This is a genomic window from Agromyces sp. NPDC055658, from assembly GCF_053618155.1.
This window is the reverse complement of sequence record NZ_JBSHHD010000052.1, coordinates 1-15,741: the sequence shown is the minus strand read 5'-3', so window position 1 is coordinate 15,741 and position 15,741 is coordinate 1. Positions and strand designations below refer to the sequence as shown.

General features: G+C 70.6%; 13 protein-coding genes and 1 pseudogene. 9 read left to right on the top strand and 5 right to left on the bottom strand.

Annotation, left to right across the window (positions count from 1 at the left end; all coding sequences use genetic code 11):
- Positions 1–237 (top strand): annotated as a pseudogene (locus tag ACWGPE_RS17555) (UTP--glucose-1-phosphate uridylyltransferase); the annotation flags it as partial.
- Positions 238–306: 69 nt separating this feature from the next.
- On the opposite strand, the gene ACWGPE_RS17550 reads toward ACWGPE_RS17555, so the two are convergent.
- Both ACWGPE_RS17550 and glsA read right to left on the bottom strand, forming a co-directional pair.
- A complete protein-coding gene (locus ACWGPE_RS17550; RefSeq protein WP_275506813.1) occupies positions 307–1,983 on the bottom strand; it encodes an MFS transporter in 1,677 nt (558 codons plus the stop codon).
- On the bottom strand, positions 1,980–3,017 hold the full coding sequence (gene glsA / locus ACWGPE_RS17545; RefSeq protein ID WP_231430687.1) for a glutaminase A: 1,038 nt from the start codon (positions 3,015–3,017) through the stop codon (positions 1,980–1,982). Before glsA ends, ACWGPE_RS17550 begins: the two co-directional genes overlap by 4 nt.
- A gap of 169 nt (positions 3,018–3,186) precedes the next feature.
- Between glsA and ACWGPE_RS17540 the strand changes: the two genes are divergently transcribed.
- Complete coding sequence (locus ACWGPE_RS17540) at positions 3,187–4,119, top strand: cytochrome b/b6 domain-containing protein (protein WP_452049168.1); 933 nt, start codon at positions 3,187–3,189, stop codon at positions 4,117–4,119.
- A gap of 115 nt (positions 4,120–4,234) precedes the next feature.
- Here the strand turns inward: ACWGPE_RS17540 and ACWGPE_RS17535 are convergent, their stop codons facing one another.
- Both ACWGPE_RS17535 and ACWGPE_RS17530 read right to left on the bottom strand, forming a co-directional pair.
- The gene (locus tag ACWGPE_RS17535; RefSeq protein ID WP_452049167.1) at positions 4,235–5,002 is read right to left on the bottom strand and encodes an ankyrin repeat domain-containing protein; all 768 of its coding nucleotides are present in this window, start codon (positions 5,000–5,002) and stop codon (positions 4,235–4,237) included.
- Entirely contained in the window at positions 4,995–5,672 is a 678-nt protein-coding gene (locus ACWGPE_RS17530) for a FadR/GntR family transcriptional regulator (protein ID WP_231430690.1), read from the bottom strand. Before ACWGPE_RS17530 ends, ACWGPE_RS17535 begins: the two co-directional genes overlap by 8 nt.
- A gap of 114 nt (positions 5,673–5,786) precedes the next feature.
- Here ACWGPE_RS17530 and ACWGPE_RS17525 point away from each other — a divergent pair, with 114 nt between their 5' ends.
- The 7 genes from ACWGPE_RS17525 to ACWGPE_RS17495 all read left to right on the top strand — a co-directional run bounded on the left by ACWGPE_RS17525 (position 5,787) and on the right by ACWGPE_RS17495 (position 14,559).
- Positions 5,787–6,875 (top strand): amidohydrolase family protein, encoded by a 1,089-nt coding sequence (locus tag ACWGPE_RS17525; protein ID WP_452049166.1) that lies wholly within the window; start codon positions 5,787–5,789, stop codon positions 6,873–6,875.
- A 98-nt stretch (positions 6,876–6,973) separates the two neighbouring features.
- Positions 6,974–8,602 (top strand): ABC transporter substrate-binding protein, encoded by a 1,629-nt coding sequence (locus ACWGPE_RS17520; protein WP_452049165.1) that lies wholly within the window; start codon positions 6,974–6,976, stop codon positions 8,600–8,602.
- Positions 8,603–8,604: 2 nt separating this feature from the next.
- Positions 8,605–9,555 carry an ABC transporter permease gene (locus ACWGPE_RS17515; protein ID WP_452049164.1) on the top strand — a complete coding sequence of 317 codons (951 nt, stop codon included), beginning with the start codon at positions 8,605–8,607 and terminating at the stop codon, positions 9,553–9,555.
- Positions 9,552–10,442, top strand: coding sequence for an ABC transporter permease (locus ACWGPE_RS17510; RefSeq protein WP_231430694.1), 891 nt, complete (start codon positions 9,552–9,554; stop codon positions 10,440–10,442). Before ACWGPE_RS17515 ends, ACWGPE_RS17510 begins: the two co-directional genes overlap by 4 nt.
- Positions 10,439–11,290 (top strand): ABC transporter ATP-binding protein, encoded by an 852-nt coding sequence (locus ACWGPE_RS17505; RefSeq protein WP_275506819.1) that lies wholly within the window; start codon positions 10,439–10,441, stop codon positions 11,288–11,290. Before ACWGPE_RS17510 ends, ACWGPE_RS17505 begins: the two co-directional genes overlap by 4 nt.
- Positions 11,287–12,117 (top strand): ATP-binding cassette domain-containing protein, encoded by an 831-nt coding sequence (locus ACWGPE_RS17500; RefSeq protein ID WP_231430696.1) that lies wholly within the window; start codon positions 11,287–11,289, stop codon positions 12,115–12,117. The genes ACWGPE_RS17505 and ACWGPE_RS17500 overlap by 4 nt, the downstream gene beginning before the upstream one ends.
- Positions 12,118–12,258: 141 nt before the next feature.
- Entirely contained in the window at positions 12,259–14,559 is a 2,301-nt protein-coding gene (locus ACWGPE_RS17495; protein ID WP_452049163.1) for a transglycosylase domain-containing protein, read from the top strand.
- A gap of 3 nt (positions 14,560–14,562) precedes the next feature.
- Here ACWGPE_RS17495 and ACWGPE_RS17490 read toward each other — a convergent pair whose 3' ends face one another.
- Positions 14,563–15,201 (bottom strand): MBL fold metallo-hydrolase, encoded by a 639-nt coding sequence (locus ACWGPE_RS17490; protein ID WP_231430698.1) that lies wholly within the window; start codon positions 15,199–15,201, stop codon positions 14,563–14,565.
- Positions 15,202–15,741: the final 540 nt, after the last annotated feature.

The window sequence follows — 15,741 nt, the reverse complement described above, 5'->3', positions numbered from 1 at the left end:
CCGGGCAAGGGTGGTGAGATCCAGTTGACCGATGCGTTGATGACGATGGCCGGAGATGTGGCGGGCACGGGCGGGGTGTACGGGGTCGTGTTCCGGGGTCGCCGGTACGACACGGGCGACAAGCTGGACTACATCAAGGCCGTGATCCAGCTCGCGGTCGATCGCGAGGACCTCGGCGCCGACCTGCGCTCCTGGCTCATCGACTACACCGACACCCTCACCCCACCCACCCACTGACGATGGCGGGAGCGGGCGCCGGGACGCCTCCGTCGCGGCACCCCGGCACTCGCGCGCCGGACCAGCGCATCAGACGTCGTCGCCGCCCGCGGCCATCGGGTCGGGGATCTCCTCGGGCTTGTACTTCGGCAGGCGCGACGCGGGCAGTGCCGCGAGCGCGCTGAGACCGGCGAGCACGAGGAACCCGAGGCGCAGCGTGTTCAGCCGCTCCTCCTCGTTGATGGCGACGGCGGCGTCGATCTGCTCGGGTGTCGCGCTCGTCTCCTCGAACTTCGCGCGCAGGTCGTCGTTGCTGACGAAGTTCACCTGGCCGAGGCCGACCTCGGCCTTCAGCTCCTCGGGGATCTCGGGGTGCTCGACCGCTGCCTGCGTGAAGTTGAGCGTGAGCATCGTGACGAGCAGGGCCCCCATGAGCGCGGTGCCCACCGCGCTCGCGAGGTTCTGCGTCGTGCCGCGGATGGAGCCGACGTCGCCGGCGAGTTCCTTGGGAGCCGCGGTCACGAGCACGTTGAACACGAGGGTCACGAGCGCGCCCTGGCCGATCCCGAACACGATGAGCCCGACGATCGTCGGCACCGTCTCCCAGTTGTTCGTGACCACGAACGCGAGCCAGATCAGCGCGGCCGTCGTCAGCCCGAACGCGAACAGCGCGATCGTACGCGGGCTGTGCCGACGATAGAAGCGCACGATGAGGGTCGCCGTGACGAACACCGTGAGGTTGAACGGCATCATCGCGAGCGAGGTGTCGAAGGGGGTGCGCCCCTGCACCACCTGGATGTACGTCGGCACCGTGAAGTTCACGGCCGCCTCCATCGCGACGATGATGAACATGGCGTAGACGGCCGCCCGCTCGGTCGGCTCGCTCAGCACGCCGAGATCGACGAGCGGAACCCGGCCGAGCCGCATGCGGCGCTTCGTCCACATGAAGAAGGCCTGTCCGAGGATCAGCCCGACGACGACGAACACGGGCGCGGGGGAGAGGCCGAGCACGGAGAACGGCGCCCCGGGCTCGGCGAGCAGGATGCCCCACGCGTTCAGGTTGTTGAAGCCGAGCGTGAGCAGCACGATCGCGGCGCCGATGAGCGCAGACGCGACGAGGTCGATGCGGATGCTCCGGTCGCCCCGGTCGCCCCGCAGCCTGAAGCTCAGTGCGAAGACGGCGACGGCGAGCCCCAGCGTGATGAAGAACACCGGACGCCAGCCGACGAGCGTGCCGAGCGTACCGCCGATGAGGAAGGCGCTGATGCCCGAGAACGCGCGCGCCGAGCCGAGCGAGCCGACGGCGGTGGCCTGCTGGTCGCCGCGGTAGTTCTCGGCGATGAGCGCCACGAGTGCGGGCACGATGATCGCGGCGGAGGCGCCGGCGAGCACCTGCCCCGCGATCGCCCAGCCGATCGTCGTCGAGAGGATCATCATGACCGACGACACGGCGAACACCGCGACGACGACGCGGAAGATGAGCACCCACCCGATGCGCTGGCCGAGCTTCGCGCCCGTCATCACGAGGGCCGCGACCGCGAGGCCGTAGACGACGATCGTCGTCGATGCGACCGTCGGCGGCACGCCGAAGTCCTCGACCATGCCGCCGAGCGAGATCGGCAGCGCGGCGACGTTGAACGACATGAGCACCTGGGCGAGGAAGAGCCCCACCATCGGCGCCCACGAGCGGCGTTCGACTGCGTGCGGTGCCGGCCCCGAGGCATCCGCCCCGTTCGCGCCGTTCGTGGTCGGTGCGGGTGTGGTCATCGCAGGTCTCCTTCGTCGGTGGGCGCGGTTCGCGCCACGAGCGGCTGTGGGTCGGAGGCGAACAGGTTGAGTCCGAGGGCGCGTGACAGGTAGGCGCAGGCGCGCTGGCCGCGCACGCTGTTGCCGGCCTCGTCGAGCGGCGGTGAGAAGACGCCGACCGCCCCCTTGCCCGGTGCGACGGCGACGATGCCGCCCGAGACGCCCGACTTCGCGGGCAGTCCGATCTCGAAGAGCCACTCGCCCGAACGTTCGTACATGCCGCACGAGGCGAGCAGTGCGAGGGTGTCCCGTGCGGTCTCCGCCGAGACGACGCGCTCACCCGTGACGGGGTTCACCCCGCCGTCGGCGAGCGTCGCGCCCATGACCGCGAGATCGCGCGCGGTGACCGCGAGCGAGCACTGCCGCGTGTAGACGTCGACCGCCTCCTCCGGGTCGATGGCGAGCCGGTCGTAGCTCTGCAGGAGCCGGGCGAGCGCCTGGTTGCGGTGGTTCGTGAACGACTCCGAGCGGTACACCTCGCCGTCGAGTGCGAGCGGCCGGCCGGCGAAGCGGCTGAGCCCGTCGCGGATCAGCTGCCAGCGCTCGTCGGCGTGGCCGGCCGGCACGAGCGCGGTCGTCGCGATCGCGCCCGCGTTCACCATGGGGTTCATCGGGCTGCCGCCGTTGAGCTCGACCGCGACGACCGAGTTGAACGCGAGTCCCGTGTTGTTCACCCCGATGACCTCGTGCACGGCTTCGTGACCGATCGCGTCGCACACGAGCGCGAAGACGAACGCCTTCGAGATCGACTGGACGGAGAAGGCGAGCCCGATGTCGCCTGCGAGATGCTCGCCGCCGTCCGCGCCCACCACGGCGAGACCGAACCAGGCGGGATCGGCCTCGGCGAGGACCGGGATGTAGTCGGCCACGGTGCCCTCGTGGAGGTCCGCATAGCGCGCATGGGCGGCCGCGACGAGTTCGTCGACGTGGTCCTTCAACGGCAACGACCCGGTCGAACTGCGCTGGGCGACGTCGCGAGCGTCCGATTCGAACATGCCCCCACTCTGGCGCGCCGAGCCCGATCGCGCGAGCATCTGCCCCGTCCGTCGCCGAATCCCCGGCGCGCCCGCGTCACGTGACGGCGCGGAGTTGCGCCGTTCGCGGGCCTTTGTCACGCTGAGTGACGTGCCCTCAACCTCGCGCCCCGGGTCACGGGGACTCTCCGTGAAGCGAGCCCTGCTCCTCGCCTGCGGCGCCGTCATCCTGCTCGTCGTCGCCGTGGTCGTCGCCCGGTTCCTTCGCACCGCGCCGGCCGTGCAGGACTTCATCGCGGAGTACCCGGGCCACAGCCCGCTGCCCGAGGGGGCGCCGGTGGGCATCCCGGCATGGCTCGCGTGGCAGCACTTCTTCAACGCCTTCTTCCTGGTGATGCTCGTGCGGACGGGGCTGATCATCAGGTCGAAGGCGCGGCCGCCGGCCTTCTGGACGCGGGACAACACCCGCTGGCCGCGCACGAACGGGGCGCCGCGCCGGCTCGGGATCTCGGTGTGGCTGCATCTCGTCGTCGACGCGTTCTGGGTGCTCAACGGCGTCGTCTACGTCGTGCTGCTGTTCGCGACGGGGCAGTGGCTGCGCATCGTGCCGACCAGCTGGGACGTGGTGCCGAACTCGATCTCGGTCGTGCTGCAGTACCTCTCGCTCGAGTGGCCCGTCGAGAACTCGTGGGTCTCGTACAACGACGCGCAGGTGCTCGCGTACTTCGCGATCGTGTTCATCGCCTCGCCGCTGGCGATCCTCACGGGACTGCGGCTGTCGCCGGTGTGGCCGATGCGGGGGGCGCTCGCCTCGGCGCCGCCCGAGCGGTTCGCGCGGGCGCTGCACTACCCGGTGATGCTGTTCTTCCTGCTCTTCACCGCCGTGCACGTCGTGCTCGTGCTCGCGACCGGCGCCCTGCGCAACCTCAACCACATGTACGCGGCCCGCGAGAGCGACGACTGGGTCGGGTTCGCGGTGTTCGCGGTGTCGCTCGCCGTCATGGTCGCCGGCTGGGTGCTCGCCCGGCCGCTCCTGCTGGCTCCCGTGGCCGAGCGCTTCGGCCAGGTGAGAAGGATGCCTCCGGCTCCTGCCGCTCCGGCGCGCAGCGCCGCTCGCAGCTGAGGCGCGGCTCGCCGCTGCTCGTGCGGGATGACCCCGCCGAGGGTGCGGTCGTGGCCCGCTGCGGGGAGTCGAACGCATGCGCGACGAGCGCGCGCCACGAGGCATCCGCCTCGAGTCAGCTCGCCGCGTCGATCTCGGCGACGATGGCGTCGTAGCCGCGCTGTGCGGCGAGCCGGCGGGGGAGCACCCCGTCGCCGTCGGGGATGGACGGGTCGGCGCCGGCCGCGAGCAGCAGTCGGACCGTCTCGACGTGCGCGTCGTCGCCGTCGCCCAGCACGATCGCCTCGTGCAGCGCCGTCCAGGCGAGGTTGTTGACGTGGTCGACGGGAACGCCCGCCTCGATGAGGATGCCGACGGTCTCGACGTGCGCGTGCTCGCTCGCGGGGATGAGCGCGGTGCCGCCGTAGCGGTTGGTGCTCTTCGGGTCGGCGCCGTGCGCGATCGTGAGGCGCAGGATGTCGTTCAGGCCCTCCGCCCCGGCGTAGAGGAACGCCGAGTCCTCGATGCCGTCCTTCGCGTTCGGGTCGGCGCCCGCCTCGAGGAGGGCTCGGGCGACGGCGACGTCGTTCGCGCGGGTCGCCGTCACGAGCACGGGCCGGCCCTCGCCGTCTCGCGCGTCGACATCGGCCGAGTTCGCGATCGCGCGCTCGACGCCGGCGAGGTCGCCCGCGGCGGTCGCGGAGACGATGAGGGCGGTGGCCCGGTCGGGCGTCATCTCGGGGGTGGGCACGGCGGTCTCCTCTGCGGTCGGGGCGGTCGTGGCGGGCCGGGCCGATGCCGTCGGGACCCCCGTCGGTCCGGGCCGGGCCGTGCATCCGGCGAGCAGCCCGACGGCGACGAGCGCCGTCACCGCGAGGATCGGCTGCGGCCGGCGGTCAGGCATCGAGCGAGCGCTCGGTCTGGTCGAGCACGCCGAGCGCCGCGGCGGTCGCGGCCTCGGGGTCGGCGGCCTCGATCGCGCGCAGCAGCTGCTCGTGCAGGTCGACCGCACTGGGATCGGCATTGTTCGAGAGGCACGAGTTCTGCGCGACCGAATGCCGCAGCGACGAATCGAAGCTCGCGTAGATGCCCACGAGCAGCCGGTTGTGCGAGGCGGCCGCCACGCCGACGTGGAACGCGACGTCGTGGTCGGCGAAGGCGTCGACGTCGTTGCGGTCGATCGCCGTGCGGCGATGCTGCAGCTCCTCCCGGAGGGCCGCGACGTCGTCGTCGTCGCGGTGCGTCGCCGCCTCGCGCGCCGCGAGCACGTCGAGCGCGCGGCGCACGGCGAGCACCTCGCGCGCGTCGGCGACGCCGAGCGCGCGTCGGAGGGCGACCTCGGTGGCGTCGCTCGCGATCACGTAGGTGCCGTCGCCCTGTCGTGTCTCGAGCAGCCCGAGCTGCGCGACCGAGCGCACCGCCTCGCGCACCGACGGGCGGCTCACGCCGAATGTCTCGGTGAGTTCGGCCTCGGTGGGGATCCGCGTGCCGACGGGCCAGGCGCCCGTCGCGATCTCGGACTGCAGGCGGTCGACGACCGAGTCGACGATCGACCTTCGCTGGATGGGCTTCACGATTTCCATTCTCTCGATCTTCCGCTCCCGGCGGAATGTATGGTTATCATACATCTTACAAATCTCGCGCCGGCAGACCCCGGCCGACCCTCACGGACAAAGGAGTTCGTTCGCATGACCGACACGACGGCCGAGCTGGCCGGCGACCACCGCTCGGCGACGGGCATCGTCGCCGCTCCGGGGCTCGTCGACGCCCACATCCACCCCGACAAGTCGAGCTGGGGCGGTCCGTGGATGTCTCGCCGTCGTGCCGGCTCACTGCCGGAGTTCATCGCGAACGACCTCGCGACGCAGCGCGCCTACGCCCGCAGCGTCGAAGAGCGCGCCCACGCGCTGCTCTCGACCGCGCTCGCGCAGGGCACGCTCGCGATGCGCGCGCACGTCGACGTCTCCAGCGAACTCGGCACGAGGAACGTCGAGGGCGTGCGAGCTGCCGCAGAGCGCCTCGCACCGTGGCTCACGGTGCAGATCGTCGCGTTCCCGCAGTTCGGCCTGCTCACGAATCCGGGAACCGTCGAGGCGATGGCCGCCGCGCTCGACAGTGGTGCCGACCTCGTCGGCGGCATCGACCCGCTCGGCCTCGAGGGCGACGTCGACGGCCACCTCGACGCCGTCTTCGGGCTCGCCGAGCGCGCAGGACGCGAGATCGACATCCACCTGCACGACGGCGGCGAGCCGGGCCTCGCGCAGATCCGCGAGATCGCCCGGCGCACGCGAGCGGCCGGCCTGCAGGGGCGGGTCACCGTGAGCCACGCGTTCGCGCTCGGGGATGCCTCGCTCCCCACGCTCGGCGCGACGCTCGACACTGTGGCCGATGCCGGGGTGTGGATCGCGAACTGCGCCCTCGGCGACGACCCCGTGCCCGATCTCGACCAGCTCGGGCGTCACGGCGTCCGCCTGGTGGCCGGCAGCGACGGCGTCCGCGACTCCTGGACGCCGTTCGGCTCGGGCAGCATGGTCGATCGCGCGCACCTGCTCGCGTATCGCACGGGCGCCATGACCGACGACGAGCTCGAGCGCTGCTACCGCATCTGCTCGACCGAGGGGGCGAGCCTGATCGGCGTACCCGACCTCGCCGAGTTCTCGGGCCCGGAGCACCCGACCCGGGTCGAGTTCGCCGGCGAGTCGATCGCGCAGATCGTGGTCGACCGTCCCGGCCCCGTCAGCGTGATCCGCGACGGGCTCGTGTTCGACCGGCGCTGAGCCGGCCCGCCGCACCCCTTCCGATCTCCACCCACCCACCCATCCGAAACACCCCCACCACCCCTCATCCAGAGACACGACGACAAAGGAGTTCCCCCGTGTTCCGACGCCGTATCACGCTCACCGCAGCCGCCCTGGCTGCCGCGAGCCTCGCCCTCGCCGGCTGCACCGCGCAGTCGACCGACCAGAACGCTGAGGCGGCGCTCGCCGTCGACTTCGACAACCTCGTCACCACCACGGAGTCCGGCACCGCGCTGGTCGACGAGGTGACGTGGAACCTGCCGTACGAGCCGATGTCGCTCGACCCGCAGTTCGGCTACAACTACGCGGAGAACACGGCCACCGCGAACCTCTGCGAGAGCCTGCTGCGCATGAAGCCCGACTTCTCGGTCGAGCCGGGCCTCGCGTCTGGGGTCACCCAGCCCGACGACACGACCGTCGTCTACACCATCCGCGACGGCGTCACGTTCTGGGACGGCACACCGCTGACGGTCGACGACGTGGTCTACTCGCTCGACCGCCAGGTCGGCGAGACGGCCACGAGCTACTTCTCGAGCTACTTCCAGAACGTCGAGTCGGTCGAGGCGACCGGCCCGAACGAAGTCACGGTGAAGCTCACCCAGCCCGACGTGCTGTTCACCCAGGCCATGGCCACCGCGGCCGGCGCGATCGTGCAGAAGGCCGCGGCCGAGGCGCAGGGCGAGGCGTTCGGCACGCCCGACGGCGGTCTCCAGTGCACGGGCCCGTTCTCGCTCGAGGCGTGGAACTCGGGCAAGAGCATCGAGCTCGCGGCGAACCCCGCCTACTGGGACGGCGCGCCGCTCGCGTCGAAACTCAGCTTCAGCTTCATCGCCGACGAGTCGACGGCGGTCAACGCCCTCCGCACGGGCGAGGTCGACGGCCAGTACTTCTACCTTCCGCCCGCCGGCCTCAGCCAGCTCACCGACAGCGACGAGGTGACCGTGACCTTCGGCGACTCGCTCGTGTTCTGGACCATGATGACGACGAACTTCGACGGCGGCCTCGGCGACGACCGCATCCGCCAGGCGCTCTCGCTCGCGATCGACCGCGAGGCGCTCACGAAGGTCGTCTTCCAGGGCGCCGGAATCCCCGCCACCACCCTCGCCGGCCCCGCGTACTGGGGCTACGAGGAGGAGAAGTTCGCGAAGGCGTTCGACGGGTTCTCGGCCGACCCCGACATCGAGGAGGCGAAGCAGCTCGTGGCCGAGGCCGGCACGGTCGCCCCGATCGTGCTCGCCGTGCAGGGCAGCTCGGCCGTGCACGAGCAGACCGCGAACGTCATCCAGGCCGCCGGCCAGGCGATCGGCCTCGACATCCAGACCAAGGTGATCCCGGTCGAGCAGTTCGGCAACCTCTACTTCGACCCGGCGGCGCGTGAGGGCATCGACGGCTTCTTCACGACGCAGTACGGCAGCTTCGCCGACCCGACCGACGTGTACCAGATGTTCGCGAGCACCGACAGCCACAACTACGCGGGCTGGGACCACGCAGACGACGCGATCTTCGCGGCGCGCGCCGAGACCGACGAGGCCGCTCGTGCCGACCACGTGATCGACGCGCAGCAGACCATCACCGACGAACTGCCCTGGCTCCCGCTCGCCTGCGAGCCGGTGACCCTCGTGCAGAACGACCGCATCTCGGGTGCGACTGCCTCGTTCGCCTACCTCTACGCGCCGTGGGCGGCGACGCTCGGCGGCGTGGAGTAACCATGTCGGCCGGCTCCTACCTGTTGCGACGCGTGGGCGGGCTCCTGCTCGTCCTGCTCGTGACCTCCTTCCTCGTCTTCGGACTGCTGTACCTCGCCCCGGGAAGCCCCCTTGCGTTCATCCTCGGGCCGCGCGGCGGCACACCCGAGCAGATCGCCGCGGTCACCGAGCAGTACCACCTCAACGACCCCTTCCTCGTGCGCTACGTGGCCTGGCTCGGCGACATCCTCCACGGCGACCTGGGCTACTCGATCGTCTACCGGCAGGACGTCTCGACGCTGATCTCGGGTCGCGTCCCCACGACGCTCGTGCTCGTGTCGATGGCGGCCGTGATCATCGCGGTGGTCGGCATCCTGGCGGGGACGTACGCCGCGCTCCGGCGCGGCTGGAGCGACCAGCTCACGTCGACGCTCGCGGCGGTCGGGCTCTCGACGCCGTCGTTCGTGGTCGGCGTGGCGCTGATCAGCATCTTCGCCGTCACCCTCGGCTGGTTCCCGACCTTGGGGTCGGGAACCGGCGGGATCGACACGCTGCACCACCTCACCCTGCCGGCGATCGCCCTCTCGGTCGCGAGCGCCGCCTATCTCGCACGCATCACGCGTGCGGCGGTGCTCGAGGAGAGCGGGCGCGAGCACGTGCAGACCGCGACGGTGCGGGGTCTCGCGCCACGGTACATCGTCCGGCACCACGTGCTGCGCAACTCGCTCGTGCCGATCGTCACGGTGCTCGGCCTCACGATCGCGACGCTCATCGCGGGCGCCGTCGTCGTCGAGAACGTGTTCGCGCTCGACGGGCTCGGATCGCTGCTCGTGCGGGCGATCCTGCAGCGCGACTTCGCGGTCGTCCAGGCCGTCATCCTCGTCCTCGTCGTCGCGTTCGTCGTCGTGAACGCGGTCGTCGACTTCCTCTACACGTTCATCGATCCGCGCATCGCGCTCGGGAGCCGGCAATGACCACCCCATCCACCACGAGCCTCGCCGTCGCGCGCGTGACGCGGGAGCGACGCCGAGCGGGCGTCGTCACCGCGACGCGAGACCGGCTCGGCGTCCTCGGCTGCACCGCGGCGGCCGTGCTCCTCGTGATCGTCGTCGCCGCGCTGTTCGCGCCGATCGTCGCACCCTACGATCCCGACTTCCCCGACCTGCTGGCGGCGCTGTCGGGGCCCTCGCCGGCGCACCTGCTCGGCACCGACGCACTCGGCCGCGACATCCTCTCGCGGCTCATCTGGGGCGCGCGCATCACGCTCGCCGGCCCGGGTCTCGTGATCCTGATCGCGACCGTCGTGGGCGTCCTGCTCGCGCTCCTCGCCGCGTGGCGCGGCGGCCGCACCGACACGGTCATCACCTGGCTCCTCGACGTGCTGTTCGCGGTGCCTGGCATCGTGTTCGGGCTCATCGCCGTCGCCATCTGGGGCCCGGGCCTCGGCACCGTCGTCGCCGGGCTCTCGATCGCCTACATCCCCTACGTGGCCCGGGTCGTCCGCGGTGCCGCGCTCCGCGAGCGGAACATGCCGTACGTCTCGGCCGCGTGGCTGCAGGGGCAGTCGGGCACGGGCATCACGTTCACGCAGGTCCTGCCGAACGTGCAGCCGATCGTGGTCGCGCAGGCGGTCTCGTCGCTCGGCTTCGCCGTGATCGACCTCGCCGCCGTGTCGTTCCTCGGGCTCGGCGTGCAGCCGCCGACGGCCGACCTCGGCCTCATGGTCAAGAGCGGCTTCGACTCGATGCTGCGCGGCCACCCGATCGAGGCGATCGCGGCCGGCACGCTCATCGTCGTGATCGTCTGGTGCGTCACCGTCATCGGCGACCGACTCACCTCCAGCGCAAGGAGCCTCCGATGACCGCACCACTGCTGCGCCTCGACGACGTACGGGCGACCCTGCGGCTCAAGGGCGGCGAGCAGACCCTGCTCAACGGCGTCTCGCTCGAGATCGGCGAGGGCGAGGCCCTCGGACTCGTCGGCGAGTCGGGGTCGGGCAAGTCGCTCACCACTCGCGCGATCACCCGCATGCTCGGACCCGAGTTCGCCGTCACCGGCGAGATCGAGTTCGGCGGGGCGTCCGTGCTCGGCATGAACGCCGCGAAGCTGCGGCGCTACCGTTCGCAGGACGTCGGCATGATCTTCCAGGACCCGCGCGCCCACGTGAATCCGGTGCACCGCGTCGGCGACTTCCTCACCGAGGCGCTCGTGCAGAATCGGGGCGTCGATCGCCGCGAGGCCGAGCGCCGGGCGGTCGTGCTGCTCGACGAGGTCGGCGTGCGCAATCCCGAGCACCGGCTGCGCCAGTACCCGCACGAGCTCTCCGGCGGGCTGCTGCAGCGCGTGATGATCGCGAGCGTGCTGCTCACCGAGCCGAGGCTCATCCTCGCCGACGAGCCGACGACCGCGCTCGACGTGACCGCGCAGTCCGACGTCATGGCGATCCTCGACGAGCAGCGGCGTGCCCGCGGGCTCGCGCTGCTTTTCATCACTCACGACCTCGAACTCGCCGCAGCGTGCTGCGACCGACTGGCCGTCATGTACGCCGGCGAGATCGTCGAGCAGGGCGCGCACGTCTACGACGCGCCGAGCCATCCCTACACGGTCGAGCTGCTGGGCGCTCGACCGAGCATCGACGAACGAGCCGACCGGCTGCCGGTGCTGCGCTACAACCGTGAGACCCACGAACTGATGAAGGCGGAAGCATGACCGACAGGACCGAGCCCATCGTCGTCGCGCGCGGGCTGCGCAAGGTGTTCCCGGGGCGGGCGAAGGACGAGCCGATCGTCGCCGTCGACGAGGTGTCGTTCGAGCTGCATCCCGACGAGTGCCTCGCGATCGTCGGCGAGTCGGGCTCCGGCAAGACGACGGTCGCGCGCATGCTCGTCGGCCTCGAGACCCTGACCGGCGGCGAGCTCACCGTTCGCGGGGAGTCTCGCGCCGGCGGGGTGAAGCGGCTCGCCGACCGCCGTCGCTGGGCGCGGGAGGTGCAGTACGTGTTCCAGGACCCGTACTCGTCGCTCAACGGACGGCAGCGTGTCGGCGACATCGTCGAGACGAGCGTGGTCCTGCACGCCAACCGCTCCGGGCGCCGAGGCTCAGCCAGGACGGCGGCGCTCGAGATCCTCGAGAGCGTCGGCCTCGGCGAGCAGTTCGCGTCGAAGTACCCGCATCAGCTGTCGGGCGGGCAGCGTCAGCGCGTCGCGATCGCGCGCGCGCTCGCGGCCGACCCCGCCGTCATCGTCCTCGACGAGGCGGTCGCGGCGCTCGACGTGTCGATCCAGGCGCAGATCCTCAACCTGCTCGCCGACATCCGGGCCGAGCGGGAGATCAGCTATCTGTTCATCTCGCACGACCTGGCCGTCGTCAACCAGATCTCCGACCGCATGATCGTGATGGAGCACGGCATCGTCGTCGACTCGGGCGAGACCGCGGACCTCCTCGCGAACCCGGTGCACCCGTACACGCGCTCGCTGCGCGCGGCCGTGCCTCGCCCGGGATGGCGGCCGGTGCGACGCGACCGGCTCGCCTCCTGAAGGGCCGGGCGCCGCTTCGATTCCGCAACCGGCCGACCGGACGCTTTACAAGTCCGGCCGGCTGCGGTGTCATGGAATGACAGCGCGGATCGATTCCGCTCGCATCCGCCGCGTACTGCTTGTGGCTGGGGGTGCGTCGGGGTGAAGTCGTCGGAACCGCGCAACAAGCGCAATCGAGACTTCGCCGAGACGCGCACGCCGCTGGGGGTGCTCGGCGGGTTCGTCGGGCTCATCGCCGCGAGCGCCGCCGTCGCCGCACTCGTCGTGGCGGCGGCGACGCCGGCGATCGCCATGGTCGGCATGGCCGCGAGCGGCACGATCGGCATGTTCGACAGCCTGCCGGGGTATCTCAAGATCGACGAGCTCAGCGAGAAGAGCAACATCTACGTGATCGGCGCGACGGGCCGGCCGAGCATGATGGCCTCGTTCTACGACCAGAACCGGGTCGAGGTCGGGTGGGAGGCCGTCGACCAGGACGTGAAGGATGCGACCGTCGCGAGCGAGGATCCGCGATTCTACGAGCACGGCGGCATCGACCTGCAGGGCACGCTGCGTGCGGCGGTCACGACGGCGAGCGGCCGTGAGACGCAGGGCGGCTCGTCGATCGCCCAGCAGTACGTGAAGAACGTGCGGGTGCAGCAGTGCGAGCTCGAGACCGACGAGGCCGCGCGAGACGACTGCTACGACGCGGTCACCGAGACCACGATCGACCGCAAGGTGAAGGAGATGCGGCTCGCGATCGGGGTCGAGAAGCGCTACAGCAAGGACGAGATCCTGCTCGGGTACCTCAACATCGCGGGGTTCGGCGGCACCGTGTACGGCATCGAGGCCGCGGCGAACTACTACTTCGGCACGAAGGCGTCGGACCTCACTCTTCCGCAGGCTGCGTCGCTCGTCGCGATCGTGAACAATCCGGAGAAGTTCCGGCTGGACGAGCCCGACAGCGAGGCCAATGGGGCCGCGAACGGCTATGCCGCGAACCACACGCGCCGCGACTACATCCTGAAGCGCATGCTCACCCTCGGGAAGATCACGCGCGACCGCTACGACGAGGCGATCGCGACGCCGGTCGAGCCGAAGATCACGGAACCGAGCACCGGTTGCCAGACCGCCGGTGCGAGTGCCTACTTCTGCGACTACGTGAAGAACATCCTGCAGACCGATCCGAGCTTCGGCGAGGACGCCGAGACGCGCATGCTCAACTTCCGCCGCGGCGGCTACGACGTGTACACGACGCTCGACGTCGACCTGCAGGGCGCGGCCGTCCGGGCGATCGCCGAGAACGTGCCGATGACCTACCCCGGGTGGGACCTCGGCGGGGTCGTCGTGAGCGTGGAGGTCGGCACTGGGCGCGTGCTCGCGATGGCGCAGAACAAGCGGTACAGCCAGGACCCGACCGTGCTCGCCTCGGGCCCCGAGTACACGAGCATCAACTACAACACCGATTTCGACCAGGGTGGCTCGCGCGGGTTCCAGCCCGGATCGACGTACAAGGTCTTCACGCTCGCGCAGTGGCTGAAGGAGGGGCACGGGCTCAGCGAGCGCGTCGACTCGCGCCCGAGATCGAACTGGGGCGTCTTCCACGACAGCTGCCTCGGCGACTACGACGTCTCGGGCGAGAACTGGAACCCGAAGAACGACGCGGGCGAATCCGGCGGTGCCTACACGGCGCTCGAGTCGACCGTCCAGTCGATCAACACGGGCTTCCTCGGCATGGCGAAGGAACTCGACCTCTGCGGCATCCGGAAGACGGCCGAGGCGTTCGGGATGCACCGGGCCGACGGCGACCCGCTGCTGGAGAGTCCCTCGACCGTGATCGGCACGAACGAGGTCGCGCCGCTGAGCGTCGCCGTGGCCTTCGCCGGCATCGCGAACAACGGGCGCACCTGCAGCCCCATCGCGATCGACCGCATCGTCGGACGGGACGGCGAGGAGTTGCCGCCGCCCGCGTCGACCTGCACGCAGTCGGTGTCGCCCGAGGTGGCTGCCGGTATGCACTACGGCATGACCCGGGTGATGAACGGCACGGCGTGGGAGTCGGATCAGAACACCGTGCCGCACGTGCCGTTCATCGGCAAGACCGGAACGACCGACGGCGCGAAGGACACCTGGATGGCCGGTGCGAGCACGGAGGTCGCGACGGTCGCGGCGGTCGTGAGCGTGAACGGCGACGCGAACCAGCGCGGCATCTGGTTCGACAGCGGGCGGGCCGCCGAGGCGCGGCACCGCATGTGGCCCGTCGTGATGTCGGTCGCCGCTGCGAAGTACGGGGGAGGGCCCTTCACCGAGGCCGGACCGGGCCCCGTGGTCGAGCCGCCACCCGGTGTCGGCGACCGGGACGACGAGGGCGCCGGCGACGAGGGCAGCAGCGATCAGGGCAACGGCAACGGCAATAACGGGAATGGCAACAACGGCAACGGCAACGGAAATACGGGGGACTGAGCCTCAGAAGTCGAGCGTGTCGCCCGGCTCGAGCGGCAGGAACTCGCCGCCGTGCTGTTCGGTCGCCCATGCCAGGCGGGTGTTCGCGAGAGCCTTGCCGGCGCGCGAGAGCAGCATCTCGTGCGTCGCGAAGGCGCGGCGAGGCGCGACCGCCTCGACGTAGTCCATCGAGTCCGACAGCTTCATCCACGGTGCACCCGCCGGGGCGGCGAGCACATCGACCGCGACCCCCTCGGGCACGGCGAACGAGTCCCCGGCGTAGTAGAGCGCGTCGTTCACGAGGACGCCCACGTTGTCGATGATCGGGATCGAGCGGTGGATGAGCGCGTGCTCGCCGCCGAAGAACCGCAAGTGGAAGGGGCCGACCTCGACGGCGTCGCCTGCGGCGACGACCTCGACCGGGTAGTGCTCGGCGTCGGCGGCGACCCCCGCCGGCCCGAAGATCCGCACATCGGGATTCATCTCGATGATGCGGTCGAGCTGGTCGGGGGCCCAGTGGTCGTCGTGCTCGTGCGTGATCACGACGGCGACGGTGCCCGCCGACTCGGTGATGGGCGTCGTGAACTTGCCCGGGTCGATGAACAGCTTGTCGCCCGAGTCCTCGATGAGGAGGGCCGCGTGCTCGAGTTTCGTGAGGCGCATGCCTCGAGCCAACACCCGTGCGGCCGGCGTGCGCAAGCCTGAGCGAGCCGATGCGATGCCGGCCGGGATCCGCGTCGTTCCGGCCGCCGTCGCGGCGTTCGCGTGACCCCGCGCGCCCGCCGGCGCCTCGATTTGGAAACCGCCCGAAACGTGTGTCATACTCTTCGAGTTGCCAAAACGGAGCGAGGTTCCCGAGAGGGAGTCCGATCCACGACACGGCCCCATCGTTTAGCGGCCTAGGACGCCGCCCTCTCACGGCGGTAGCGCGGGTTCAAATCCCATCGGGGGTACAGAGGTAAAAGCGCTCAGTTCTCATGAACTGAGCGCTTTTGCGTTATCCGGACGCAGTGCCCGCCCGCACCCCCGTCACCACGCCAGAGTGGCTCTGGGTGTCGAACGTCACGCCGGCGTGACGGCCGTCGGGTTTCGACGCGACGCCGGCCCGCCACGCCGGGCGCTCAACCGCATGCTGAGATTCGCCTCACAGTCGGCGGGTGAGGGCGTCGGCGGCGGCGAGCAGATCGGCGGCCCAGCGGGCTC

Bases quoted from the DNA above. Each gene is read 5' to 3' on its own strand.
- ACWGPE_RS17550 (WP_275506813.1), bottom strand. From the start codon at position 1,983: ATGACCACACCCGCACCGACCACGAACGGCGCGAACGGGGCGGATGCC.
- glsA (WP_231430687.1), bottom strand. From the start codon at position 3,017: ATGTTCGAATCGGACGCTCGCGACGTCGCCCAGCGCAGTTCGACCGGG.
- ACWGPE_RS17535 (WP_452049167.1), bottom strand. From the start codon at position 5,002: ATGCCTGACCGCCGGCCGCAGCCGATCCTCGCGGTGACGGCGCTCGTC.
- ACWGPE_RS17525 (WP_452049166.1), top strand. From the start codon at position 5,787: ATGACCGACACGACGGCCGAGCTGGCCGGCGACCACCGCTCGGCGACG.
- ACWGPE_RS17515 (WP_452049164.1), top strand. From the start codon at position 8,605: ATGTCGGCCGGCTCCTACCTGTTGCGACGCGTGGGCGGGCTCCTGCTC.
- ACWGPE_RS17510 (WP_231430694.1), top strand. From the start codon at position 9,552: ATGACCACCCCATCCACCACGAGCCTCGCCGTCGCGCGCGTGACGCGG.
- ACWGPE_RS17505 (WP_275506819.1), top strand. From the start codon at position 10,439: ATGACCGCACCACTGCTGCGCCTCGACGACGTACGGGCGACCCTGCGG.
- ACWGPE_RS17500 (WP_231430696.1), top strand. From the start codon at position 11,287: ATGACCGACAGGACCGAGCCCATCGTCGTCGCGCGCGGGCTGCGCAAG.
- ACWGPE_RS17490 (WP_231430698.1), bottom strand. From the start codon at position 15,201: ATGCGCCTCACGAAACTCGAGCACGCGGCCCTCCTCATCGAGGACTCG.